The 21,805-nt window shown below is 40.1% G+C and carries 26 protein-coding genes and 1 pseudogene; 17 read left to right on the forward strand and 10 right to left on the reverse strand.

Translation table 11 applies throughout. The features are described 5' to 3' along the window. Positions 1-17 precede the first annotated feature (17 nt). The 3 genes from glyQ to ACLV7W_RS03315 all read left to right on the forward strand — a co-directional run bounded on the left by glyQ (position 18) and on the right by ACLV7W_RS03315 (position 3,482). Positions 18-935 carry a glycine--tRNA ligase subunit alpha gene (gene glyQ, locus ACLV7W_RS03305; protein WP_000038736.1) on the forward strand — a complete coding sequence of 306 codons (918 nt, stop codon included), beginning with the start codon at positions 18-20 and terminating at the stop codon, positions 933-935. Between the two features lie 211 nt (positions 936-1,146). Then, positions 1,147-3,183 carry a glycine--tRNA ligase subunit beta gene (gene glyS, locus ACLV7W_RS03310; protein WP_411865430.1) on the forward strand — a complete coding sequence of 679 codons (2,037 nt, stop codon included), beginning with the start codon at positions 1,147-1,149 and terminating at the stop codon, positions 3,181-3,183. Positions 3,184-3,224: 41 nt separating this feature from the next. Continuing rightward, positions 3,225-3,482, forward strand: coding sequence for a DUF896 family protein (locus tag ACLV7W_RS03315; RefSeq protein ID WP_000371291.1), 258 nt, complete (start codon positions 3,225-3,227; stop codon positions 3,480-3,482). Positions 3,483-3,598: 116 nt separating this feature from the next. On the opposite strand, the gene ACLV7W_RS03320 is transcribed toward ACLV7W_RS03315, so the two are convergent. Genes ACLV7W_RS03320 through ACLV7W_RS03330 form a run of 3 tightly spaced genes read right to left on the reverse strand, consistent with a single transcriptional unit; the run spans position 3,599 to position 6,444 of the window. After that, positions 3,599-4,837, reverse strand: coding sequence for an NAD(P)H-dependent oxidoreductase (locus tag ACLV7W_RS03320; protein WP_261066622.1), 1,239 nt, complete (start codon positions 4,835-4,837; stop codon positions 3,599-3,601). An 18-nt stretch (positions 4,838-4,855) separates the two neighbouring features. Beyond that, positions 4,856-5,461, reverse strand: a complete 606-nt coding sequence (locus ACLV7W_RS03325; protein WP_033689019.1) for an NADPH-dependent FMN reductase — start codon at positions 5,459-5,461, stop codon at positions 4,856-4,858. 59 nt (positions 5,462-5,520) lie between these two features. Further along, the gene (locus ACLV7W_RS03330; RefSeq protein WP_411865431.1) at positions 5,521-6,444 is read right to left on the reverse strand and encodes an FAD:protein FMN transferase; all 924 of its coding nucleotides are present in this window, start codon (positions 6,442-6,444) and stop codon (positions 5,521-5,523) included. A gap of 308 nt (positions 6,445-6,752) precedes the next feature. Between ACLV7W_RS03330 and nox the strand changes: the two genes are divergently transcribed. From nox to pdxT, 3 genes are all read left to right on the forward strand, one after another. After that, complete coding sequence (nox, locus tag ACLV7W_RS03335; RefSeq protein WP_000036778.1) at positions 6,753-8,132, forward strand: H2O-forming NADH oxidase; 1,380 nt, start codon at positions 6,753-6,755, stop codon at positions 8,130-8,132. Positions 8,133-8,285: 153 nt separating this feature from the next. Next, on the forward strand, positions 8,286-9,161 hold the full coding sequence (gene pdxS, locus ACLV7W_RS03340; protein WP_000138517.1) for a pyridoxal 5'-phosphate synthase lyase subunit PdxS: 876 nt from the start codon (positions 8,286-8,288) through the stop codon (positions 9,159-9,161). Continuing rightward, a complete protein-coding gene (gene pdxT / locus ACLV7W_RS03345; protein ID WP_411865432.1) occupies positions 9,162-9,743 on the forward strand; it encodes a pyridoxal 5'-phosphate synthase glutaminase subunit PdxT in 582 nt (193 codons plus the stop codon). A gap of 20 nt (positions 9,744-9,763) precedes the next feature. On the opposite strand, the gene trhA is transcribed toward pdxT, so the two are convergent. Beyond that, a complete protein-coding gene (gene trhA, locus ACLV7W_RS03350; protein ID WP_055356951.1) occupies positions 9,764-10,411 on the reverse strand; it encodes a PAQR family membrane homeostasis protein TrhA in 648 nt (215 codons plus the stop codon). Beyond that, the gene (locus ACLV7W_RS03355; RefSeq protein ID WP_411865433.1) at positions 10,408-10,854 is read right to left on the reverse strand and encodes a DUF1836 domain-containing protein; all 447 of its coding nucleotides are present in this window, start codon (positions 10,852-10,854) and stop codon (positions 10,408-10,410) included. Before ACLV7W_RS03355 ends, trhA begins: the two co-directional genes overlap by 4 nt. 134 nt (positions 10,855-10,988) lie before the next feature. Here ACLV7W_RS03355 and ACLV7W_RS03360 point away from each other — a divergent pair, with 134 nt between their 5' ends. From ACLV7W_RS03360 to trxB, 7 genes are all read left to right on the forward strand, one after another. Beyond that, positions 10,989-11,483, forward strand: a complete 495-nt coding sequence (locus tag ACLV7W_RS03360) for a GNAT family N-acetyltransferase (RefSeq protein ID WP_411865434.1) — start codon at positions 10,989-10,991, stop codon at positions 11,481-11,483. Then, a complete protein-coding gene (locus ACLV7W_RS03365) occupies positions 11,483-11,992 on the forward strand; it encodes a methylated-DNA--[protein]-cysteine S-methyltransferase (protein ID WP_411865435.1) in 510 nt (169 codons plus the stop codon). Before ACLV7W_RS03360 ends, ACLV7W_RS03365 begins: the two co-directional genes overlap by 1 nt. Positions 11,993-12,004: 12 nt before the next feature. Next, positions 12,005-12,361 (forward strand): arsenate reductase family protein, encoded by a 357-nt coding sequence (locus ACLV7W_RS03370; RefSeq protein WP_000889083.1) that lies wholly within the window; start codon positions 12,005-12,007, stop codon positions 12,359-12,361. Between the two features lie 157 nt (positions 12,362-12,518). Beyond that, positions 12,519-13,319: an amino acid ABC transporter permease gene (locus ACLV7W_RS03375; RefSeq protein ID WP_001103449.1), complete on the forward strand. Its 801-nt coding sequence runs from the start codon at positions 12,519-12,521 to the stop codon at positions 13,317-13,319. Continuing rightward, entirely contained in the window at positions 13,319-14,062 is a 744-nt protein-coding gene (locus ACLV7W_RS03380; protein ID WP_411865436.1) for an amino acid ABC transporter ATP-binding protein, read from the forward strand. The genes ACLV7W_RS03375 and ACLV7W_RS03380 overlap by 1 nt, the downstream gene beginning before the upstream one ends. Before the next feature lie 77 nt (positions 14,063-14,139). Further along, positions 14,140-14,364, forward strand: a complete 225-nt coding sequence (locus ACLV7W_RS03385; protein ID WP_000926599.1) for a DUF4059 family protein — start codon at positions 14,140-14,142, stop codon at positions 14,362-14,364. A gap of 65 nt (positions 14,365-14,429) precedes the next feature. After that, positions 14,430-15,341 (forward strand): thioredoxin-disulfide reductase, encoded by a 912-nt coding sequence (gene trxB, locus ACLV7W_RS03390; protein ID WP_411865437.1) that lies wholly within the window; start codon positions 14,430-14,432, stop codon positions 15,339-15,341. A gap of 234 nt (positions 15,342-15,575) precedes the next feature. Here trxB and rlmB read toward each other — a convergent pair whose 3' ends face one another. The 3 genes from rlmB to ACLV7W_RS03405 all read right to left on the reverse strand — a co-directional run bounded on the left by rlmB (position 15,576) and on the right by ACLV7W_RS03405 (position 18,022). Beyond that, complete coding sequence (gene rlmB, locus ACLV7W_RS03395) at positions 15,576-16,304, reverse strand: 23S rRNA (guanosine(2251)-2'-O)-methyltransferase RlmB (protein WP_045611907.1); 729 nt, start codon at positions 16,302-16,304, stop codon at positions 15,576-15,578. Between the two features lie 75 nt (positions 16,305-16,379). Continuing rightward, positions 16,380-17,273: a DUF4368 domain-containing protein gene (locus ACLV7W_RS03400; RefSeq protein ID WP_228112193.1), complete on the reverse strand. Its 894-nt coding sequence runs from the start codon at positions 17,271-17,273 to the stop codon at positions 16,380-16,382. 158 nt (positions 17,274-17,431) lie between these two features. Continuing rightward, positions 17,432-18,022, reverse strand: coding sequence for a recombinase family protein (locus ACLV7W_RS03405; protein WP_411865438.1), 591 nt, complete (start codon positions 18,020-18,022; stop codon positions 17,432-17,434). Here ACLV7W_RS03405 and ACLV7W_RS03410 point away from each other — a divergent pair. The 3 genes from ACLV7W_RS03410 (at position 18,021) to ACLV7W_RS03420 (ending at position 20,370) form a co-directional block, all read left to right on the forward strand. Further along, a protein-coding gene (locus tag ACLV7W_RS03410; RefSeq protein WP_411865386.1) for an IS3 family transposase occupies positions 18,021-19,369 on the forward strand; the annotation gives its coding sequence in 2 pieces (ribosomal slippage) (positions 18,021-18,462 and positions 18,462-19,369; 1,350 coding nt in all). The two genes, ACLV7W_RS03405 and ACLV7W_RS03410, sit on opposite strands and share 2 nt — an antisense overlap. 209 nt (positions 19,370-19,578) lie before the next feature. After that, a complete protein-coding gene (locus tag ACLV7W_RS03415) occupies positions 19,579-19,746 on the forward strand; it encodes a hypothetical protein (protein WP_153209446.1) in 168 nt (55 codons plus the stop codon). A gap of 246 nt (positions 19,747-19,992) precedes the next feature. Further along, positions 19,993-20,370 carry a hypothetical protein gene (locus ACLV7W_RS03420; protein WP_153209448.1) on the forward strand — a complete coding sequence of 126 codons (378 nt, stop codon included), beginning with the start codon at positions 19,993-19,995 and terminating at the stop codon, positions 20,368-20,370. Between the two features lie 63 nt (positions 20,371-20,433). Here the strand turns inward: ACLV7W_RS03420 and ACLV7W_RS03425 are convergent, their stop codons facing one another. Together ACLV7W_RS03425 and ACLV7W_RS03430 are read right to left on the reverse strand one after the other, a co-directional pair. Continuing rightward, positions 20,434-20,646, reverse strand: a complete 213-nt coding sequence (locus ACLV7W_RS03425) for a hypothetical protein (RefSeq protein ID WP_153209450.1) — start codon at positions 20,644-20,646, stop codon at positions 20,434-20,436. A 385-nt stretch (positions 20,647-21,031) separates the two neighbouring features. Next, complete coding sequence (locus ACLV7W_RS03430) at positions 21,032-21,169, reverse strand: DUF6900 domain-containing protein (RefSeq protein WP_409349490.1); 138 nt, start codon at positions 21,167-21,169, stop codon at positions 21,032-21,034. 147 nt (positions 21,170-21,316) lie between these two features. Between ACLV7W_RS03430 and ACLV7W_RS03435 the strand changes: the two are divergent. Beyond that, positions 21,317-21,662 (forward strand): annotated as a pseudogene (locus tag ACLV7W_RS03435) (transposase); the annotation flags it as partial. Between the last annotated feature and the right edge of the window lie 143 nt (positions 21,663-21,805).

The following is a 21,805-nucleotide window of genomic DNA, read 5'->3' on the forward strand; positions in this document are numbered from 1 at the left end:
ATAAAAAGGAGTAAACAATGTCTAAGAAATTAACATTTCAAGAAATTATTTTGACTTTGCAACAATTTTGGAATGACCAAGGTTGTATGCTTATGCAAGCTTATGATAATGAAAAAGGTGCGGGTACAATGAGTCCTTACACTTTCCTTCGTGCTATCGGTCCTGAGCCATGGAATGCAGCGTATGTGGAGCCATCACGTCGTCCTGCTGACGGTCGTTATGGGGAAAACCCTAACCGTCTCTACCAACACCACCAATTCCAAGTGGTCATGAAGCCTTCTCCATCAAACATCCAAGAACTGTACCTTGAGTCTTTGGAAAAATTGGGAATCAATCCTTTGGAACACGATATTCGTTTTGTTGAGGACAACTGGGAAAACCCATCTACTGGATCTGCAGGTCTCGGTTGGGAAGTTTGGCTTGATGGGATGGAAATCACTCAGTTCACTTATTTCCAACAAGTAGGTGGATTGGCAACTGGCCCTGTGACTGCGGAAGTTACCTATGGTTTGGAGCGTTTGGCTTCTTACATTCAAGAAGTAGACTCTGTCTATGATATCGAGTGGGCTGATGGTGTAAAATATGGAGAAATCTTTATCCAGCCTGAGTATGAGCACTCAAAATATTCATTTGAAATTTCAGATCAAGAAATGTTGCTGGAAAACTTTGATAAGTTTGAAAAAGAAGCTGGTCGTGCCTTGGAAGAAGGTTTGGTTCACCCTGCCTATGACTATGTTCTCAAATGTTCACATACCTTTAACCTGCTTGATGCGCGTGGTGCCGTATCTGTAACAGAGCGCGCAGGCTATATCGCTCGTATCCGTAACTTGGCCCGTGTCGTAGCCAAAACCTTTGTCGCAGAACGCAAACGCCTAGGCTACCCACTTTTGGATGAAGAAACACGAGCTAAACTCTTAGCAGAAGACGCGGAATAAAGAAAGTGACAAATTACGAAAATGGGCGAACAGTGTGAGCCCTGAACCAGTTGCCGCAGTGATGAAGGTATCCTTAGTGAAACTAAGGATACTAGGCAAAATTGGAGACTTTTGGCTCCAATTTTAGCAATGAAACAACGAAGTTGGTTGCTTGCGTGCCAATCACATAAGGCAAACTGGAAAATAAAAAGATATTTTTCGGAGAAAAAACATGACAAAAAACTTATTAGTAGAACTCGGTCTTGAAGAATTACCAGCCTATGTTGTCACACCAAGTGAAAAACAACTAGGCGAAAAAATGGCAGTCTTCCTCAAGGAAAACCGCCTGTCTTTTGAAGCTATTCAGACCTTCTCAACACCACGTCGTTTGGCTGTTCGTGTAACTGGTCTTGCAGACAAACAGTCTGATTTGACAGAAGATTTCAAGGGGCCAGCAAAGAAAATTGCCTTGGATAGTGATGGAAACTTCACCAAAGCAGCTCAAGGATTTGTCCGTGGAAAAGGATTGACTGTTGAAGATATTGAATTCCGTGAAATCAAGGGTGAAGAATATGTCTATGTCACTAAGGAAGAAGTTGGTCAAGCAGTTGAAGCAATTGTTCCTGGTGTTGTAGATGTCTTGAAGTCATTGACTTTCCCTGTCAGCATGCACTGGGCTGGAAATAGTTTTGAATACATTCGTCCTGTTCACACCTTAATTGTTCTCTTGGATGAGCAAGAGTTTGATTTGGATTTCCTTGATATCAAGGGAGGTCGTGTGAGCCGTGGTCATCGTTTCTTGGGGAAAGAAACCAAAATTCAGTCAGCATTGAGCTATGAAGAAGATCTTCGTGCACAATTTGTAATAGCAGATCCACGTGAACGAGAGCAAATGATTGTTGACCAAATCAAAGCAATCGAAGCTGAGCATAGTGTACGCATCGAGATTGATGCTGACTTGCTTAATGAAGTCTTGAACTTGGTTGAATACCCAACTGCCTTTATGGGAAGTTTTGATGCCAAATACCTTGAAGTTCCAGAAGAAGTTTTGGTGACTTCAATGAAAGAACACCAACGTTACTTTGTTGTTCGTGATCAAGATGGTAAACTATTGCCAAACTTTATTTCTGTCCGTAACGGAAATGCAGAGCATTTGGAAAATGTCATTAAAGGAAATGAAAAAGTCTTGGTAGCCCGCTTGGAAGACGGTGAATTCTTCTGGCGTGAAGACCAAAAATTGGTCATTTCAGATCTTGTTGAAAAATTAAACAATGTGACTTTCCATGAGAAAATTGGTTCCCTTCGTGAACACATGATTCGTACTGGTCAGATTGCTATTCTCTTGGCAGAAAAAGCAGGATTGTCAGCGGATGAAACGATTGATCTAGCCCGTGCAGCAGCTATTTACAAGTTTGACTTGTTGACAGGTATGGTTGGTGAATTTGACGAGCTCCAAGGAATTATAGGAGAGAAATATGCCCTTCTTGCTGGTGAAACTCCAGCAGTGGCAGCTGCTATTCGTGAACACTACATGCCTACATCAGCTGAAGGAGAACTTCCAGAGAGCAAGGTCGGCGCAGTGCTTGCCATTGCAGACAAATTGGATACGATTTTGAGCTTCTTCTCAGTAGGTTTGATTCCATCAGGGTCTAATGACCCTTATGCCCTTCGTCGCGCGACCCAAGGTGTGGTTCGTATCTTGGATGCCTTTGGTTGGCACATTGCTATGGATGAGTTGATTGATAGCCTTTATGCTTTGAAATTTGACAGTTTGACTTATGAAAATAAGACAGAGGTTATGGAATTTATCAAGGCTCGTGTTGATAAGATGATGGGCTCTACTCCAAAAGATATTAAGGAAGCCGTTCTTGCAGGGTCAAACTTTGTTGTGGCGGATATGTTGGAAGCAGCAAGTGCTCTTGTAGAAGCAAGCAAAGGAGAAGACTTTAAACCATCTGTTGAATCCCTCTCACGTGCTTTCAACTTGGCTGAGAAAGCAGAAGGCAATGACACGGTTGATCCTGCTCTCTTTGAGAATGAAGAAGAGAAAACCTTGGCTGAAGCAGTAGAAACACTCGTTTTATCAGGTTCTGCAAGTCAGCAATTGAACCAACTCTTTGCTCTTAGCCCAGTCATTGATGCATTCTTTGAGAATACCATGGTTATGGCTGAAAATGAAGCAGTCCGTCAAAATCGTTTGGCAATCTTGTCACAACTAACCAAGAAAGCAGCTAAGCTCGCTCGTTTTAACCAAATCAATACTAAATAAACTCAGTCAAACGGACTGTATCTTATCACAAAGGAGAAGAAATGGATCCGAAAAAAATCGCTCGTATCAACGAGCTTGCCAAAAAGAAAAAAACAGAAGGCTTAACTTCTGCTGAAAAAGTGGAACAAGCTAAACTTCGTGAGGAGTATATCGAAGGCTATCGTCGCTCTGTTCGTCACCACATTGAAGGGATCAAAATTGTGGACGAAGAAGGAAACGATGTTACACCAGAGAAACTACGTCAAGTCCAACGTGAAAAAGGATTACATGGTCGTAGTCTCGACGACCCAAATTCATAATAAATATTCTTTCTTTTAACAAGGATAGATAAAATAATAACCAAAAGACTAGCAGTTTTTGTCTGCTAGTCTTTTTATCACTAAAAAAGGAACCAAGATGGTTCCCAAAGCTATTATTAGTTACTTGCGCCAGATGTAGCGTCTGCGCCACCACCGTGGCCTCCAGCATCACCTGAATCTGAAGCTCCAGATGTGGCATCTGCACTGCCATGTCCTCCAGCAGGAGCTGCAGCATTTCCACCGACTAGACGTTGACCAGTCGTATTGAGGTACCAGTCAAGCCATGGTTGGAAATTAAAGATAATCTCATTGATTCCAGCATATGAACCATCTGGGTAATACATTGCTTGGTAATTATGGGTATTAATAACGCCTTCTGGTGTTCCTGGTACAATTGTACGGACATATTCTTGGTCCCCATTACGCAATACGCCGACAACCCATTCAACGTTTTTCATTCTAGAATCTGGCAATGTACCGTGTACTGTTCCTAATCTATTTCCTGATTGAGCACGGACACGTTTACCATACATTGTGTTTGGATCTTGGTGGGCGTTATTGTAGTACAAGAATTGGTTATTATCATCCGCATATGTCAACTCAAATGGCATTGCTTTCAAGAACATATCAATTTGGTTAACTGTCAAGATACCGTGGTCTAATTTAACGTAAGTATCTCCAGAAACAGCTCCAACAAGCTCAGCTGCTTTTTCTACCCATTCAGGATCATCAGGGTCAACACCTTGAATGGTAGTTGCAATTGGATTTGTACAATATAAATCTTCTGGTGCGATTGGTTTTGGTTTTTTCAATTTTGAAACGACTCCCACATATTTTACAAAGTTGTCTAAACATGTTTCAAGGAAATTAATAGTTCCTTCATTTGTGATATTCCCATTAACATCAAAGGCTTCTTTAGCTTTACCGAGAAGGAATTCATTTCCTGGAAGAGTATAGGCATTGACACCTGGAGCGTCAAGAATCTTACGAAGGTGAACTTGGGCACGAGAAGTGCCTTGGTCGTAGTAAGAAGCACCCACAATCATGACTGGTTTGTTTTCAAATGGATGAACTTCGTATGAAAGCCATTCAAGAACAGATTTTAGAGAAGCTGAGATTGTATGGTTGTGCTCAGGAGTAGCGATGATAACACCATCAGCACGAGTAATTTTATTATATAAATAACGTAATTGGAAACTTTCGTCCCATTTTTCGTCTTGGTTAAACATTGGAACTTCGTCAATTTCAAGAACTTCTAATTCAAATTTAAGTTTGAAGTGACGACGGATGAATTCCAAGAGTTTACGGTTATATGATTGATCGTAGTTTGATCCTACAAGTCCAACAAATTTCATTCTTTTTGGTCTCCTATCTTACAAATTTTCCCAGTCAAAGTCTTCAGCATCTTTGCGAAGTAATTCTTGTGCATTGCGCAATTTTTCTGTGATTTTTACAAAGATACGGAAGTCGTCAAAAGTAGCATCCAATTTTTTAATAACATCAAGATCTACTAGGTCTCCACTTGGGGTGAAGGCTTGAAGAGAATGTGAAAGTAAGAATTCATCTGGAAGGACACTTGCTTTAATTTCTGGAGCATTCAAGATTTGGCGAAGTTGTAATTGAGCACGTGATGAACCAAGCGTACCATATGAAGCACCTGTAATCATGATTGGTTTATTCAAAAGTGGGTAGATACCATAAGACAACCAAGCAAGAGCGCTCATCAAAACAGCTGGGATAGAGTGGTCATACTCAGGAGTACCGATAATAACGCCATCTGCCTCTTCAATTTTAGCAGCTATTTCTAGAATTTCAGCAGGTACTTTCTTGTCTGCTGGTTTGTTGAAGACAGGAATGTCTTTAATTTCAACAAGTTCAATTTCAACTTTTTCAGCAAAGTGTTTTTGCATGTATTGAAGCAATTGACGGTTTGTAGAACGTTTTGAATTTGTTCCAACAATAGCAATAAGTTTTAACATGAGATTTCCTTTCTCTTTTTACATAATACGATTTTAAACCTCTACTGAAACATCTGTTTCTATAGAGTAGGAATTCCTGAAGAACAGCTTAGGTGACCTTCCTTATCGATGAGGATAGCTTCTATGCCCTCCAAACTTTCGACTTGCCAAAGGATAGAAGCAGGTCTTTCTCCAAATAGACGAGTTGTCCAGATTTCACCATCAACTGATTTATCAGAGATGATGGTGAGACTAGCTAGCTCCGTTTCAACAGGATACCCTGTTTGGCTGTCAAAAATATGATGGTAATCTTTTCCATCGACAGTCAGGTGACGTTCATAAATGCCCGAAGTCACGACAGATTGATTGACAACGGGGATGGTCATTAAGTGACTTCCCCTCGGATTGACTGGGTCTTGAATCCCGATTTGCCAAGCTTGATTCCCTCTTGCCTGATTTTTTCCAATGGTCAGGATATTCCCTCCAAGATTAATCAAGGCAGATGTCACTCCCTCTTCTCTAAGAAATTGGGCAACCTTATCCGCACTATAACCCTTGGCTAAGCAGCCAAGATCGATCTTCATTCCTTTCTGTTTCAAGAACACAGTGGAAGTGGAAGAATCTAACTCGATATAATGAGGATTGATTAAAGGAAGTACTGATTCAATTTCTTGAGGCTGGGCAACTTTGGCATCTGAAAAACCAATGCGCCAGGTTTGAATCAAGGGACCAATGCTGATGTTGAGATGACTAGAGGGCGCTAGGCTATGTTCTAATCCAAGTGAAATCAATTCAAACAGGTCTGGATGAACCTTGACAGGAGCTATTCCAGCTTGATGATTGATTTCCATCAACTCCGATTCTTGGCTATTGGCATTGAAACGGTATTCAAGCTCTTTAAGCAAATCAAAGGATTTTTGGAGCAAGATATCGGATCGCTCATCCACTAATGAAATAGTGATAGTAGTCCCCATTAGGCGTTCAGAATGTGAACTAAGAGGCAAGCTACCAACTCCTTTCTCTTATGAAAAGAAGGTTGAAATATAGTAAATTTATATTAAATTTAACCCCTTACATTTTCTTTTCATGATACTAGCATACCATAAAGTCAGCGTTTTCACAAATAAAATTTGTAAACTTGTCAAGAAATATGCTCAGAAAATAAAGAGTAATTGTAAGAAAGACTGATAAAATACAGATTATTTACATTTTTTTACAAAAAAAACGGGAAAATTAGCTAAACTCTTGTAAACGCTAACAGTAAATGTTATACTAGAAAGGTAAATTTAAAATTGAAGGTAGGAATTTTTCTATGAGTAAAATCGTTGTAGTTGGTGCTAACCACGCTGGTACAGCATGTATTAACACTATGTTGGATAACTTTGGAAATGAGAACGAAATCGTTGTATTTGACCAAAACTCTAACATTTCTTTCCTAGGATGTGGAATGGCCCTCTGGATTGGTGAACAAATTGACGGTGCTGAAGGCTTGTTCTATTCTGATAAAGAAAAATTGGAAGCTAAAGGTGCTAAGGTATACATGAATTCACCAGTTCTTTCAATAGACTATGATAACAAAGTAGTTACAGCGGAAGTTGAAGGAAAAGAGCACAAAGAATCATATGAAAAATTGATTTTCGCTACAGGTTCTACACCAATCTTGCCACCAATCGAAGGTGTTGAAATTGTTAAAGGAAACCGTGAATTTAAAGCAACTCTTGAAAACGTACAATTTGTGAAATTGTACCAAAACGCTGAAGAAGTGATTCACAAATTGTCTGATAAGAGTCAACACCTTGACCGAATCGCCGTTGTTGGTGGTGGTTATATCGGTGTTGAACTTGCTGAAGCCTTTGAACGTCTTGGAAAAGAAGTTGTCCTTGTTGATATCGTTGATACTGTTTTGAACGGTTACTATGACAAAGACTTCACACAAATGATGGCGAAGAACTTGGAAGACCACAACATCCGCTTGGCGCTTGGTCAAACTGTTAAAGCAATCGAGGGTGACGGTAAAGTTGAACGCTTGATTACTGATAAAGAAACTTTTGATGTGGATATGGTTATCCTTGCAGTTGGTTTCCGTCCAAACACAGCCCTTGCTGATGGAAAAATTGAACTCTTCCGTAACGGTGCCTTCCTTGTAGACAAAAAACAAGAAACATCTATCCCAGGCGTTTACGCAGTAGGTGACTGTGCGACTGTTTATGACAACGCTCGTAAAGACACTAGCTACATTGCGCTTGCTTCAAACGCTGTTCGTACTGGTATCGTTGGTGCATATAACGCATGTGGACATGAATTGGAAGGAATCGGTGTTCAAGGATCAAACGGTATCTCAATCTACGGTCTTCACATGGTTTCAACTGGTTTGACTCTTGAAAAAGCTAAAGCTGCTGGTTACAATGCAACTGAAACAGGCTTTAACGATCTTCAAAAACCAGAATTCATGAAACATGATAACCATGAAGTAGCCATCAAGATTGTCTTTGACAAAGATAGCCGTGAAATTCTTGGTGCACAAATGGTTTCACGCGATTCTGCAATCAGCATGGGAATCCACATGTTCTCACTTGCTATCCAAGAACATGTGACAATTGATAAATTGGCATTGACAGACCTATTCTTCTTGCCACACTTCAACAAACCATATAACTACATCACAATGGCTGCCCTTACAGCTGAAAAATAAAATTTGATGAACTATCTGGCCTTAAGCTAAGGTCAGATAGTTTTTTTAGCCAATCTGTACCCACACAATTACGTTTTTTTTATCTTGTACTTCATTTTAATCTAACTTAAAATGAAATGGTAGCTACCAATATAAATAATGAGGATAAAATAAATGACTGAAAATCGTTATGAACTAAATAAAAACTTGGCACAGATGCTCAAAGGTGGGGTTATCATGGACGTTCAGAATCCTGAACAGGCCCGCATTGCAGAAGCTGCTGGTGCGGCTGCTGTTATGGCCTTGGAGCGGATTCCAGCTGATATCCGTGCAGCTGGTGGTGTTTCCCGTATGAGTGATCCAAAGATGATTAAGGAAATCCAAGAAGCGGTTAGTATTCCAGTAATGGCCAAGGTCAGAATCGGGCATTTTGTTGAAGCTCAGATTTTAGAGGCTATTGAGATTGACTATATCGATGAGAGTGAAGTTTTATCTCCAGCAGACGACCGTTTCCATGTGGACAAAAAAGAATTCCAAGTTCCTTTTGTCTGTGGGGCTAAGGATTTGGGGGAAGCCTTGCGTCGTATCGCTGAAGGTGCTTCTATGATTCGTACCAAAGGAGAACCGGGTACGGGGGATATCGTCCAAGCTGTTCGTCATATGCGTATGATGAATCAGGAAATTCGCCGTATTCAAAACTTACGAGAGGACGAACTTTATGTTGCTGCTAAGGACTTGCAGGTACCTGTAGAATTGGTTCAATACGTCCATGAACATGGAAAATTGCCAGTTGTAAACTTTGCGGCTGGAGGCGTTGCAACGCCAGCAGATGCTGCGTTGATGATGCAATTAGGGGCAGAGGGTGTCTTTGTCGGTTCAGGTATTTTCAAGTCAGGAGATCCTGTTAAACGAGCGAGTGCCATTGTCAAAGCGGTAACTAACTTCCGTAATCCTCAAATCCTAGCTCAAATCTCTGAAGATCTAGGCGAAGCCATGGTTGGTATTAATGAAAATGAAATTCAAATTCTCATGGCAGAGCGAGGAAAATAGATGAAAATCGGAATATTGGCCTTGCAAGGGGCCTTTGCAGAACATGCAAAAGTGCTAGATCGATTAGGTGTCGAGAGTGTTGAAATCAGAAATTTAGAAGATTTTCAGAAACATCAGAGTGATTTGTCGGGTTTGATATTACCTGGTGGGGAATCTACAACCATGGGCAAGCTCTTACGTGAGCAGGACATGCTGATTCCCATTCGAGAAGCCATTCTATCTGGACTACCAGTGTTTGGGACCTGTGCAGGCTTAATTTTGCTGGCTAAGGAAATCACTTCTCAGGAAGAAAGTCATCTAGGAACTATGGATATGGTTGTCGAGCGCAATGCCTATGGGCGCCAATTAGGAAGTTTCTACACGGAAGCAGAATGTAAGGGAGTCGGTCAGATTCCAATGACCTTTATCCGTGGTCCAATTATCAGCAGTGTTGGAGAGGGTGTAGAAATTCTAGCAACAGTGAACGATCAAATTGTTGCAGCCCAAGAAAAAAATATGTTGGTAACCTCTTTTCATCCAGAATTGACTGATGATGTGCGCTTTCACCAGTACTTTATTAATATGTGTAAAGAAAAAAGTTGAGACTGAATTTCTCAACTTTTTTACATGTAATAAACAATGGCGATGTACTGGAGTGCGGACGCAGCTAGGATAAAGAGATGCCAAATCATGTGGAAATAAGGTTTTTTCTTGGCATAAAATCCAGCTCCAACTGTATAAGAGAGTCCGCCAGTTACCATGAGACTCCAGAAAATTGGCGTTGTTTGACTGATAATGGCAGGAATGATAGTCAGAACCAACCAGCCCATAATCAGGTAAAGAGCAAGGCTAAATTTCTCATTGACTTTTTTAGCAAAGATTTTATAGAGAATACCAAAGATGGTCGTTCCCCATTGGATGGCAATAATCAGATAGCCAAACCAGTTATTCATTAAGGTCAAGACGACGGGCGTGTATGAGCCTGCAATAGCAACATAAATCATAGAATGATCAATGATTCGCAAGACATATTTGTGGGTCGAACCATAGGCCATAGAGTGATAAATGGTGGATGATAGGAACATGAGAAAGAGACTAATAACGAAAATGGAAACGCCGATAGAGGATAAAAATCCGTGTGTCTCATAACTATAGGTTGATGAAATAGGCAGTAAGATGAGCATGATGACTGCACCTACGGCATGGGTCACACTATTAGCAATCTCTTCTCCGAAACTGAGTTGTTTGCTGAGTTTAAGACTAGTGTTCATTGGATTACCTCCTCTTGAGTATGATCGATTAAGGCTAGGGTTTGATGATAGAGTTTAACGGTTTGGCAGCTGGTTTGGATAATGGGGTTAGCTGGGTCCATTCCTTGGTTCATGTAGTCCACAAAAGCATCGTAGAGTTGGTCTGAACTTGCTTGAGTTTGGAGAGTATTAAGTGTCTGAGCTATTTCTTGAATAGAGAATACCGACTTGAGGGTTGTGATAGCAATCAGACGGGCAATCTGTTGGCGTTGGTATTTTTTCTTGTCAGGCTTTGTTAGGTAACCATGTTTCACATAATTGTTGACCATGGATGCTGTCAGACCCTTGTCTTTATCAGGAGAGATAGGGGAGCAGACCTGATTGACATAGAGCAAAACCTGGTCCAGATAGAGGTCAATATTTGGGATTTCTGCCCATTTTGGGTAGGAAAAGGTAGTTTTCATTTTCAACTCCTTTTTATCTAGTTTTAATAACTAGATTATAAAATAATAGAAATAGAAAGTCAAGTTTTAACTGCTTGTAGAAAGACTTAAATTATGCTATGATGGGAGAAACTAGTCAGAAATGAGGAGAAAAGATGGAAATTCGTTTAGCTTTTCCAAATGAAGTAGATACCATCATGCAGGTGATGGAGGATGCTAAAAAATGTTTAGCAGATGCTGGTAGTGACCAGTGGCAAAATGGTTATCCAAATGCTGATATTATTATTGAGGATATTATCTCAGGTCAAGCCTATGTAGCCTTGGAAGAGGGAGAATTACTAGCTTATGCAGCCGTGACCAAGAGTCCAGAGGCAACCTATGAAGCCATTTATGAAGGAAAATGGCAAGCTGGAGAGTCAGAGTACCTAGTCTTTCACCGTATTGCTGTGGCAGCAGATGTGCAGGGACAGGGGGTTGCTCAGACTTTCCTAGAAGGCTTGATTGAAGGTTTTGATTATCTAGATTTTCGCTCAGATACACATGTTGCAAACAAGGCCATGCAGCATATATTTGAAAAACTCGGTTTTAAACAGGTTGGTAAGGTTCCAGTTGATGGAGAACGCTTGGCCTATCAAAAATTGAAGAAATAATGCAAAAGAAGTACGTAAAAATGCTCTACTTTTCGCCAATAGGAACCTTGTCTTTGGTTGCCGACGAGCAATATCTGTATGGCGTTTGGGTGCAGGAGCAGAAGCATTTTGAGAGGGGACTAGGAGATGAGACGATAGAAGCAGTTGTTAGTCATCCAATTTTAGATCCAGTTATTGCTTGCTTAGATGATTACTTTAAAGGCAAGTCTCAGGATTTATCCGACTTGCCCTTGGCTCCAATCGGAACGGATTTTGAAAAGCGAGTTTGGTCCTATCTACAGGGAATTCCTTATGGTCAGACAGTGACCTATGGACAAATAGCCCAAGAGCTACAAGTGGATTCTGCTCAAGCAATTGGTGGGGCAGTGGGACGCAATCCGTGGTCTATCCTAGTACCTTGTCATCGGGTGCTGGGAGCTGGCAAGCGTCTGACAGGTTATGCTGCAGGAGTGGAAAAGAAAGCTTGGCTCTTGGAGCATGAAGGCGCAGATTTTAAAGATATAAAATAGAAAGTGAAAGACATGTTAGAATTTATCGAATATCCAAAATGTTCAACTTGTAAAAAAGCAAAACAAGAATTAAACCAACTCGGTGTGGACTATAAAGCCATCCATATCGTTGAAGAAACACCTAGCCAAGAAGTCATTTTAAACTGGCTAGAAACCTCGGGTTTTGAGTTGAAGCAATTTTTCAACACCAGTGGGATCAAATACCGTGAATTGGGGCTGAAAGATAAGGTAGGAAGTCTGTCAAACCAAGAAGCAGCTGAGTTGCTAGCAAGCGACGGTATGTTGTTAAAACGCCCCATTTTAGTAGAAAATGGAACTGTTAAGCAAATCGGTTATCGAAAAGCTTATGAAGAATTGGGATTGAAATAGTTTTTATCTATCTCTTTGATAGATAAAATATATAACCTCCCTGTTTCAAAGTATGATAAACTAGTAGGTAGACAAAGTCTGTATCTGACCGTAGCAAATAATTTCATTGACGGCAGAAGTATGGTAGAATGAATCATTATCAGGAGAGGATGTTTTTATGAATGTTACAACGATTTTAGCATCAGATTGGTACCAAAACTTGATGCAATTGATTCCGGATGGCAAGCTTTTTAGCTTGCGTTCGGTCTTTGATGGAATTCCGAGAATTGTCCAACAACTTCCAACAACGATTATGTTGACCATTGGTGGTGCTCTTTTTGGCTTGGTTTTGGCACTTCTTTTCGCCATTGTGAAGATCAATCGTGTCAAGATCTTATATCCCTTGCAGGCCTTCTTTGTTAGTTTCTTAAAAGGGACACCGATTTTGGTCCAACTCATGTTGACCTACTACGGAATTCCTTTGGCTTTGAAAGCTCTCAATCAGCAATGGGGAACTGGTCTCAATATCAATGCTATTCCAGCTGCTGCTTTTGCGATTGTCGCCTTTGCCTTTAATGAGGCAGCTTATGCCAGTGAAACCATTCGTGCAGCGATTCTCTCAGTTAATCCTGGTGAGATTGAGGCGGCACGAAGTCTGGGGATGACCCGAGCGCAAGTTTATCGTCGCGTGATTATTCCAAATGCAGCAGTTGTGGCGACTCCAACTTTAATCAATTCCCTAATCGGCTTGACCAAAGGGACTTCTCTAGCCTTCAGTGCGGGTGTTGTGGAAGTCTTTGCCCAAGCTCAGATTCTAGGTGGAGCTGATTATCGTTACTTTGAACGATTCATCTCTGTAGCCCTTGTTTATTGGGTAGTCAATATTGGAATTGAAAGCCTCGGTCGTTTCATCGAGAGAAAAATGGCTATTTCTGCACCAGATACCGTGCAAACAGATGTGAAAGGAGACCTTCGTTAATGATTAAGATTTCGAATTTAAGCAAATCCTTTTCAGGACAGACTGTCTTGGATCATCTGAACTTGGATATTCAAAAAGGGGAAGTTGTAGCCTTGATTGGTTCTTCAGGAGCTGGAAAATCAACTTTCCTTCGCAGTCTCAATTATCTTGAAACACCTGACAGTGGCTCTATTCAGATTGATGATTTCTCAGTTGATTTTTCTAAGATTACTCAAGAAGAAATCCTTGCCTTACGCCGTAAGCTGTCCATGGTTTTCCAACAGTTTAATTTGTTTGAACGCCGAACAGCACTTGATAATGTGAAAGAAGGCTTGGTTGTTGTCAAGAAATTATCTGATCAAGATGCCACTAAGATTGCCAAGGAAGAGTTGGCTAAGGTTGGGCTTTCTGATCGTGAAAACCATTACCCTCGCCATTTATCAGGTGGACAGAAGCAACGGGTTGCCTTGGCACGTGCTCTCGCTATGAAACCAGATGTCTTGCTCTTAGACGAACCAACTTCAGCCCTTGACCCAGAATTGGTCGGTGAAGTAGAGAAGTCTATTGCAGATGCTGCTAAGTCAGGTCAAACCATGATTTTGGTCAGTCATGACATGTCCTTTGTAGCCCAAGTGGCGGATAAGATTCTCTTCTTAGATAAGGGGAAAATCATCGAGTCTGGAACACCGGATGAGATTATCCACCATCCTAAAGAAGAGCGGACAAAAGAATTCTTCGCTAGTTACAAACGGACTTATATTTGATATAATAGATAAAGGAAAACTCAGTTAGCTGGACTAGCTGAGTTTACTCTTTAAAAAAGATAGAAATGAGAGAAATCATGCTACTGCAACTATTTTCTTTATATTTCGAGAGTTTGATCTTGACTACCATCCTCGTCCTGATTTTTTTAGGGATTTGGATTGGACTGAGAGCCATGTCGGGAGTTGATAAGACAGCCAAGGCTCGCCAAGCCCATCTCTATGATATGATTATGATTGGGGTCTTGGTTGTTCCAGTATTATCCTTTGCGGTTATGAGTTTAATTCTTGTTTTCAAGGCATAATCCTTGCGTGATTGACAAGAAAGAGTTAGAATAAAGATAGTTACAACAAGAAAGAAGGAAACTATATGTACGATACTATTATTATCGGTGCTGGACCTGCAGGGATGACTGCAGCCTTGTATGCTGCTCGAAGCAATTTGAAAGTAGCCTTGATTGAAGGTGGTCTGCCAGGTGGTCAGATGAATAATACATCTGATATTGAAAATTACCCAGGATACGCTAATATTAGTGGGCCAGAATTGGCAGAAAAAATGTTTGAACCGCTTGAAAATCTTGGTGTTGAGCACATTTATGGTTATGTTGAAAATGTAGAGGACCATGGTGATTTTAAAACAGTGCTGACCGATGACCAAACATATGAAACACGTACAGTTATCGTAGCAACTGGTTCTAAACACCGTCCTTTGGGAGTACCTGGAGAAGAAGAACTGAACAGTCGTGGTGTTTCTTACTGTGCTGTGTGTGATGGTGCTTTCTTCCGTGACCAAGATTTGTTGGTAGTCGGTGGTGGAGATTCAGCTGTTGAAGAAACCCTCTTCTTGACTCGTTTTGCTAAGACTGTGACCATTGTTCACCGTCGTGACCAACTTCGTGCTCAAAAGGTTTTACAAGACCGCGCCTTTGCGAATGAGAAAATCAGCTTTATCTGGGATTCTGTAGTCAAGGAAATCAAAGGTGAAAACCGAGTAGAATCTGTCGTTTTTGAAAATGTGAAAACAGGTCAAGTGACAGAACAAGCCTTCGGTGGTGTCTTTATCTATGTTGGATTGGATCCTCTTAGCGATTTTGTTAAAGAATTGAATATCCAAGATCAGGCAGGTTGGATTGTGACAGATAACCACATGAAAACTGCAGTTGACGGTATCTTTGCAGTTGGAGATGTTCGCCAGAAAGACCTTCGTCAAGTGACAACAGCAGTTGGAGATGGAGCTATCGCTGGTCAAGAAGCTTATAAATTTATCACAGAACATAGTTAATACACTTCTAAAATCTCTTCAAACCACGTTAGCTTCGCTTTACCGTAGGTATGGGTACTGACTTCGTCAGTTCTATCCACAACTTCAAAACAGTGTTTTGAGCTGACTTCGTCAGTCTTATCTACAACCTCAAAGCAGTGCTTTGAGCTGTCTACAGCTAGCTTCCTAGTTTGCTCTTTGATTTTCATTGAGTATAATCATAAAAAGTTTCCAATCAGATGACTGGAAACTTTTTTATAGTCTATTTCGAAAAACTTCGTACATGAGGATGGCTGCAGCAACACTGGCATTGAGACTTTGAACATGTCCATTCATAGGAATGGTAATCATTTCATCAACCTGTTTTTTGATGTTGCTAGAAATGCCTTTTCCTTCATTTCCGATGATGAGGGCGATTTTCCCTTTTGTATTCCACTTGTGGCAAGGAGTACCATTCATATCCGTTCCAAAGGTCCAGAATCCTTCATCCTTGAGTTTGTCTAGAGTTTGGCTCAGATTGGTCACTCGAGCGATTGGGACGTGCTCAATAGCACCTGTGGCCGTTTTGGCAACGACAGGAGTAACACCGACAGCACGATGTTTGGGAATGATGACACCTGAAACGTTGGTCGCATCGGCTGTTCTTAAGATGGAGCCTAAGTTGTGAGGGTCGGTTAACCCGTCCAGAATTAATAGCAAAGGATTTTCTTCTTGGCGTGTTTTGGCAAGGATTTGGTCCAGCTCACTATAGGCAAATTCGGACACTCGTAGAACAAAACCTTGGTGGACAGCACCTTCAGTCATCTCAGAGAGGGATTTTTTTGAGGTCCAAGAAATGGAGACCTTCTTTTCTGTAGCTAGTTCCTTGACTTTCTCAACATTCTTACCTCGGAGATCTTCTTGGAGGTAGAGTTTGTTGCCAGTGTTTGCAAGGAGGGCTTCGGTAACGGCGTGGACGCCATAGACAATATCATTTGTTTTCATGCCTCTATTATAACACACTTCGCTCAGCAGTCCTATTCTTATATAGAGCGATCTACAACTCGCTCTTTTAAATACTTAAATATCACCAATAAATCGGTAATGTATTTCCAGTTTAATTTGCCTATTCTTGCCTCTACCAATCGGTTGGTGGATAATAATTTTATCAATCAATTCGTTGATAATTTTCGGTGTCAACTTCTCAAGTTGAGTATATTTTCGAATGGTTATCATAAATTTTTCAATGTTGTGGGCAGGTTTCATTTTCACCCCAAGAGTTTCGGTTGCGGTTTGGACTTTTTCCTTTAACTCGACTTGTTCCGCCTCATAGTTGTCGCACAATTTTTTGAAACGGCCGTCCGCAATCTCACCCAACAGTTGCTTTTCGTAGAGTCGCTGGATAATAGTATCCAACTCCACCATTCGCTGTTCGTTTTTGGTCAGCTGTTTTTGCAGTTCGCTGAACTCCTTGGTTTCTTTGATTTCAAACTTGTCCTTCAAGAGTTGTGATAAATCTGCTTCGTTAATCTGAAACGAGTTTATCAGTTCTTGAAGCTCGTTTAAAATCAGGTCTTCCAATGCTTCTTTACGAGGATAGTGACCGCCCGAACAAGTATCGCCAGCTCGCCTAAAATGGTGACATTTATAATGGTCGAGGTTCACGCCATCTTTTTCTTGCGAGCAAAAACTTAATTTATGCTCATTTTCGCAATAAAGCAAGCCTGCAAACAAATTTTCGTGTCCTGTTTTGTTTTTCCAGTTCTGCCTTTGAATGACTCGCTTGTGTCCCATCATTTTTCTTGCAATTTCAAAATCTTCCTTCGAAATAATCGCTTCGTGGCTATCTGGGAAAATTAGCCAATCTTCACTAGGTCGCATGCGACAATTCCGCTGTTTGTAGGAAATTTTTGCGGTTTTCAAGTTAATGGTTGAGCCGATATACTCCTCTTTTTCCAATATTTGCCAAATCATCTGAATTTTTCAATAACAAGGGTCGCTCTCTAAAATCCGATAGTTTGCAACGTCCAGATTCATTTTGTCACACCTTAAACCTTGAGCTATCTCGGTTGGCGTTCTGCCTGAAATATACTCCGAAAATATCCGTTTAACGATTTCTGAAGCATATTCATTTACCAACCCCTCCTTACGATTTTCTGGATTATTGAGGTATCCATAAGTTGTAATCCAGCCGATTTTTTCACCATTTTGGCTTTGGTATGTTTCGAAAGCTTAATTTTCTCGCTACACTGCATACTATACCAGTTATTAAAGAGTGAAACCAATGGTGTGAGATAGGCATCTTGGCTGGATTTCTTGTTGCTATCTATATTTTCTTGCAGGAAAATGAAGCGAATGTTTTTCGAAGGGAAAGTTACTTCCAGAAGATTGCCAGTGAGCAGGTAATCTCGTGAAACACGGCTCAAATCCTTTACCACAAAATTCGAAACTTGGTTGTTTTCAACCAATGCTAGAGCTTGTTGGAAAGCTGGACGCTGGGTATTTGAACCTGAATAGCCATCATCGTAAAATACAATTGGGTTGTTCAAATTCTCTCGCTCCGCCAGTTTGCTTAAAATCAAGCGTTGGTTGGAAATTGAGTTAGATTCACCTTCGTTTGCGTCTTCTGCGGAAAGCCTACAATATAAAACGCTAATCTTGAACTTGAACTGCCCCCCAAAAGTTAGACAGAAAAAATCTAACTTTTGGGGTGTTTTTATCATGAAATTAACTTATGATGATAAAGTTCAGATCTATGAACTTAGAAAACAAGGATATAGCTTAGAGAAGCTTTCAAATAAATTTGGGATAAACAATTCTAATATTAGGTATATGATTAAATTGATTGATCGTTACGGAATAGAATTCGTCAAAAAAGGAAAAAATCGTTACTATTCTCCTGATTTAAAACAAGAAATGATTCATAAAGTCTTACATGAAGGCTGGACTAAAGATAGAGTTTCTCTTGAATATGGCCTCCCAAGTCGTACGATACTTCTTAATTGGCTAGCACAATACAAGAAAAACGGGTATACTATTGTTGAGAAAACAAGAGGGAGAGTACCTAAAATGGGACGTAAGCCAAAAAAGAGACCTGAAGAGAGGACAGAATTAGAACGTCTTCAAGCAGAAAATGAGTACCTGAGAGCGGAGAATGCTATCCTAAAAAAGTTAAGAGAACTCCGATTGAAGGAGGAAAAAGAGAAAGAAGAAAGACAGAAATTGTTCAAGAATTAATGACTGAGTTTTCGTTAGATATTCTTCTAAAAGCCATTAAACTAGCTCGTTCGACCTACTACTATCACTTGAAACAGCTAGAGAAACCAGATAAGGACCAAGAGCTTAAAGCTGAAATTCAATCCATTTTTATCGAACACAAGGGAAATTATGGTTATCGTCGGATTCATTTAGAACTAAGAAATCGTGGTTATCTGGTAAATCATAAAAGAGTTCAACGCTTGATGAAAGTACTCAATTTACAAGCTAAAATGCGACAGAAACGAAAATATTCTTCTCATAAAGGAGACGTTGGTAAGAAGGCAGAGAATCTCATTCAACGTCAATTTGAAGGCTCTAAAACAATGGAAAAGTGCTACACAGATGTGACAGAATTTGCCATTCCAGCAAGTACTCAAAAGCTTTACTTATCACCAGTTTTAGATGGCTTTAATAGCGAAATTATCGCCTATAATCTTTCAACTTCACCCAACTTAGAACAAGTAAAAACGATGTTGGAACAGGCATTCACAGATAAACACTATAAGAATACGATTCTCCATAGTGACCAAGGTTGGCAATACCAACACGATTCTTATCATCGGTTCCTAGAGAGTAAGGGAATTCAAGCATCCATGTCACGTAAGGGGAACAGTCCAGACAATGGTATGATGGAGTCCTTCTTTGGGATTCTGAAATCGGAAATGTTTTACGGTTATGAGAAGTCATTTCAGTCGCTTAAGCAATTGGAACAAGCCATTGTAGACTATATTGATTACTACAACAATAAACGAATTAAGGTAAAACTAAAAGGACTTAGCCCTGTGCAATACAGAACTAAATCATTTGGATAAATTAATTGTCTAACTTTTTGGGGTCAGTACAAAAATCTAAGGAGAAACTGCGTTTTAAAAATACCTCTAATAAGGAACAGTGAGATTCTGGTTTGTTAGAAGTTCGCATTTTGACAATACGAATATCTGAAGCCAAATCACTACTCTTTATTAGGGGTATTTTGTATCCTTTGCAAAACCTCTAAATCCGTGAGGAAAGGGGGGACGGTATGAGCGAGAAAGAAAAGGAGTTTCTGTCGTTCGTGCTACTTCTTGTGAAGGTGTGCGAATTTATTCAAAAAGCCCAAGTTGGTAGCTTGGACTTGAATGATGTGGTGCTTATTCTTGAGATATACGAACTTTGCGTAGCGATACGCAACAATTTCAAGGATAGGTAAACACCTTTCAAAAAAGCTAATGAATTGCCGTTCATTGGCTTTTCTGTCTTTTGTAAAACACAAGTAAAAACGCTTTCGGTGTGCGTTCATCACTTCTTATTAGTATACCACTTCCTTAAAATTATTGCAATCATAAAGAGTTTTTATTTTCAAAACTGATGTAAATTAAACTCAAAAACAGGCTGGACTTCCGTGCCAAAGAGAGTTATGATGGACAAGTAAAAGAAAGAAACAGATAGGAGTGATATGTATATCGATTTAAAAACTGAAATGTATCTACAAAAATTAGAAGGTGACATTCGTAGCCAGCTATATTGGGGCATGGTGCCAGAAATACCAATTGAATGGCAACCAAACCAATTAGGATTTTACCTCAGCGCCCCTATATCTTTGCCCGCATTTTTAACGAGACTGCGAGTTTTCGAAAAAGGTTTTGCCTTTGATTATGTTGAAACTAATGTTTTTAAACGCAAGATAACAGTTTTTGCCATTAACGAAAGCAAAGAGAAATTTATTGCGAAAATTGAAAAGTTGTTTAATTGTCAAAGTAGAGGCGAGATGTGCGAAATTTTGCTATACATTTTAGCAACGCCAGTAACTTGTATCGATGAAGCGATTTGTTAACCGAAAATTATAACAAAGTTGCCCCAGTTTTGCGACTGGGGTGTTTGTTTTGCTTTGAAAAATTTAGTTGTTACATTCAAGTTTGATGTTCAAAACCTCAACCTTTTCTTCCTGCAATTTGCAATTCCAAACGACAAATTCGTCCAAATCTTCCGTTCTGCAACAAGCAGTATAATATTCTTCAGCACGCTCCGGATTAAGAAAACGGCAAGTGTAAACCCGAAAATCTTCGTCCGTGATGGGGAGTTGCACTTCGAAAACGGGGCTTAAAAGCACATCACCTACCGTGTAATCGTGTAATTCTTCAAAAGTTGTAAGGTGAACTGTTTCAATTTGGGGGAGTTTGGGCTCAGCTTCGAAATTTTGACTGTTTTCGTGGATTTGGTTGAATTTTTCCTTATTCCTCCGTTAAAATTTCTCTGCTCAAAACAGTTAATTCTTCTTTCCGAAGTTGGCTCATTAGGCGAGAAAATTTCTCGTCTGGAGCAACATTCATCTGGTGATATAATTCTTGCACGAGAGCTAGATTATTGAACTGCAGACAGTAGCAGAGCGTCTGGTTGGGGTTTGGGTGGTAGAAAACCTCAAAATTTGGCTGAATCATATCGCCCCAGTAGTAGTCAAAATTTTCGAAGGCTTTTAGTTTTGCTTTGTTGCCAATTTAAAGCTCGGTGGGTACTGGAGCTTCTTGCGACAGTTTGCCCAACTCGTAACTCATCCGAAGCATTTCTTGAAGCGTCCAGACCGAAATATCGTGAAAATCTTGGCTGTCTGAATTTTGGCATTCCAGCGTAGGGATTCTGCTGCTTTATTGGTGTGTCCATCATAACTCTCCATAGAGGAAGAGTCAAGCACTTTTTCACGAAAACCCCAACGATTTGAAATCGCTGGGGTTAAGGGCTAGAGTTGGTTAGTTGTTGGACTGCTGGGTGAGGTGTGGACATTCTATGGTATTCGTTTCATGAGACAAACCATCAAGGACATTGAGGTCAATACCATCTATCGCTAGTTTCTGGGTTTGAGTTTAAACGATAAGATTTCTTATTTTACAACTTATGACAAGAATTACAGCCGTCGTTTTCAATATAAGGAAGTAATCGAGGAAATTTTTAATCACGTCTTATCTATTGTATGGGGCAAAGTTTGATTGATCAAACTGAGATTTTCATTGATGGGATTCATATCAAAGCCGCAGCCAATAACCACAAATATACTCACAAAGTTCCAGACAAACAAGCTAAGTTTATGAGTGGCAACTGAGAGTTGAGATTGACTTGAATTGGAAAAAACACCGCTTGGGCTCTCAAAAAAAACGAGGCTGAATCGAAAAATAGAAGTCAAGTGGAAGTTACTTTGAGAAATGACCATTATTTTTCTATCTCTATTAGAATGATTTCTAATGTAGAAGTATAATAGATTTTCTGGTATAATAAAA

It is taken from the genome of Streptococcus mitis, assembly GCF_965111735.1.
In the GTDB taxonomy this organism is placed as follows: domain Bacteria; phylum Bacillota; class Bacilli; order Lactobacillales; family Streptococcaceae; genus Streptococcus; species Streptococcus mitis_DR.

Coding starts and splice junctions, on each gene's coding strand:
- ACLV7W_RS03415 (WP_153209446.1), top strand. CDS start 19,579: ATGAGCGAGAAAGAAAAGGAGTTTCTGTCGTTCGTGCTACTTCTTGTG.
- glyS (WP_411865430.1), top strand. CDS start 1,147: ATGACAAAAAACTTATTAGTAGAACTCGGTCTTGAAGAATTACCAGCC.
- ACLV7W_RS03405 (WP_411865438.1), bottom strand. CDS start 18,022: ATGATAAAAACACCCCAAAAGTTAGATTTTTTCTGTCTAACTTTTGGG.
- ACLV7W_RS03360 (WP_411865434.1), top strand. CDS start 10,989: ATGGAAATTCGTTTAGCTTTTCCAAATGAAGTAGATACCATCATGCAG.
- glyQ (WP_000038736.1), top strand. CDS start 18: ATGTCTAAGAAATTAACATTTCAAGAAATTATTTTGACTTTGCAACAA.
- ACLV7W_RS03365 (WP_411865435.1), top strand. CDS start 11,483: ATGCAAAAGAAGTACGTAAAAATGCTCTACTTTTCGCCAATAGGAACC.
- ACLV7W_RS03325 (WP_033689019.1), bottom strand. CDS start 5,461: ATGTTAAAACTTATTGCTATTGTTGGAACAAATTCAAAACGTTCTACA.
- ACLV7W_RS03315 (WP_000371291.1), top strand. CDS start 3,225: ATGGATCCGAAAAAAATCGCTCGTATCAACGAGCTTGCCAAAAAGAAA.
- ACLV7W_RS03380 (WP_411865436.1), top strand. CDS start 13,319: ATGATTAAGATTTCGAATTTAAGCAAATCCTTTTCAGGACAGACTGTC.
- ACLV7W_RS03420 (WP_153209448.1), top strand. CDS start 19,993: ATGTATATCGATTTAAAAACTGAAATGTATCTACAAAAATTAGAAGGT.
- trhA (WP_055356951.1), bottom strand. CDS start 10,411: ATGAACACTAGTCTTAAACTCAGCAAACAACTCAGTTTCGGAGAAGAG.
- ACLV7W_RS03400 (WP_228112193.1), bottom strand. CDS start 17,273: ATGATTTGGCAAATATTGGAAAAAGAGGAGTATATCGGCTCAACCATT.
- pdxS (WP_000138517.1), top strand. CDS start 8,286: ATGACTGAAAATCGTTATGAACTAAATAAAAACTTGGCACAGATGCTC.
- rlmB (WP_045611907.1), bottom strand. CDS start 16,304: ATGAAAACAAATGATATTGTCTATGGCGTCCACGCCGTTACCGAAGCC.
- ACLV7W_RS03370 (WP_000889083.1), top strand. CDS start 12,005: ATGTTAGAATTTATCGAATATCCAAAATGTTCAACTTGTAAAAAAGCA.
- ACLV7W_RS03375 (WP_001103449.1), top strand. CDS start 12,519: ATGAATGTTACAACGATTTTAGCATCAGATTGGTACCAAAACTTGATG.
- trxB (WP_411865437.1), top strand. CDS start 14,430: ATGTACGATACTATTATTATCGGTGCTGGACCTGCAGGGATGACTGCA.
- ACLV7W_RS03355 (WP_411865433.1), bottom strand. CDS start 10,854: ATGAAAACTACCTTTTCCTACCCAAAATGGGCAGAAATCCCAAATATT.
- pdxT (WP_411865432.1), top strand. CDS start 9,162: ATGAAAATCGGAATATTGGCCTTGCAAGGGGCCTTTGCAGAACATGCA.
- ACLV7W_RS03385 (WP_000926599.1), top strand. CDS start 14,140: ATGCTACTGCAACTATTTTCTTTATATTTCGAGAGTTTGATCTTGACT.
- ACLV7W_RS03320 (WP_261066622.1), bottom strand. CDS start 4,837: ATGAAATTTGTTGGACTTGTAGGATCAAACTACGATCAATCATATAAC.
- nox (WP_000036778.1), top strand. CDS start 6,753: ATGAGTAAAATCGTTGTAGTTGGTGCTAACCACGCTGGTACAGCATGT.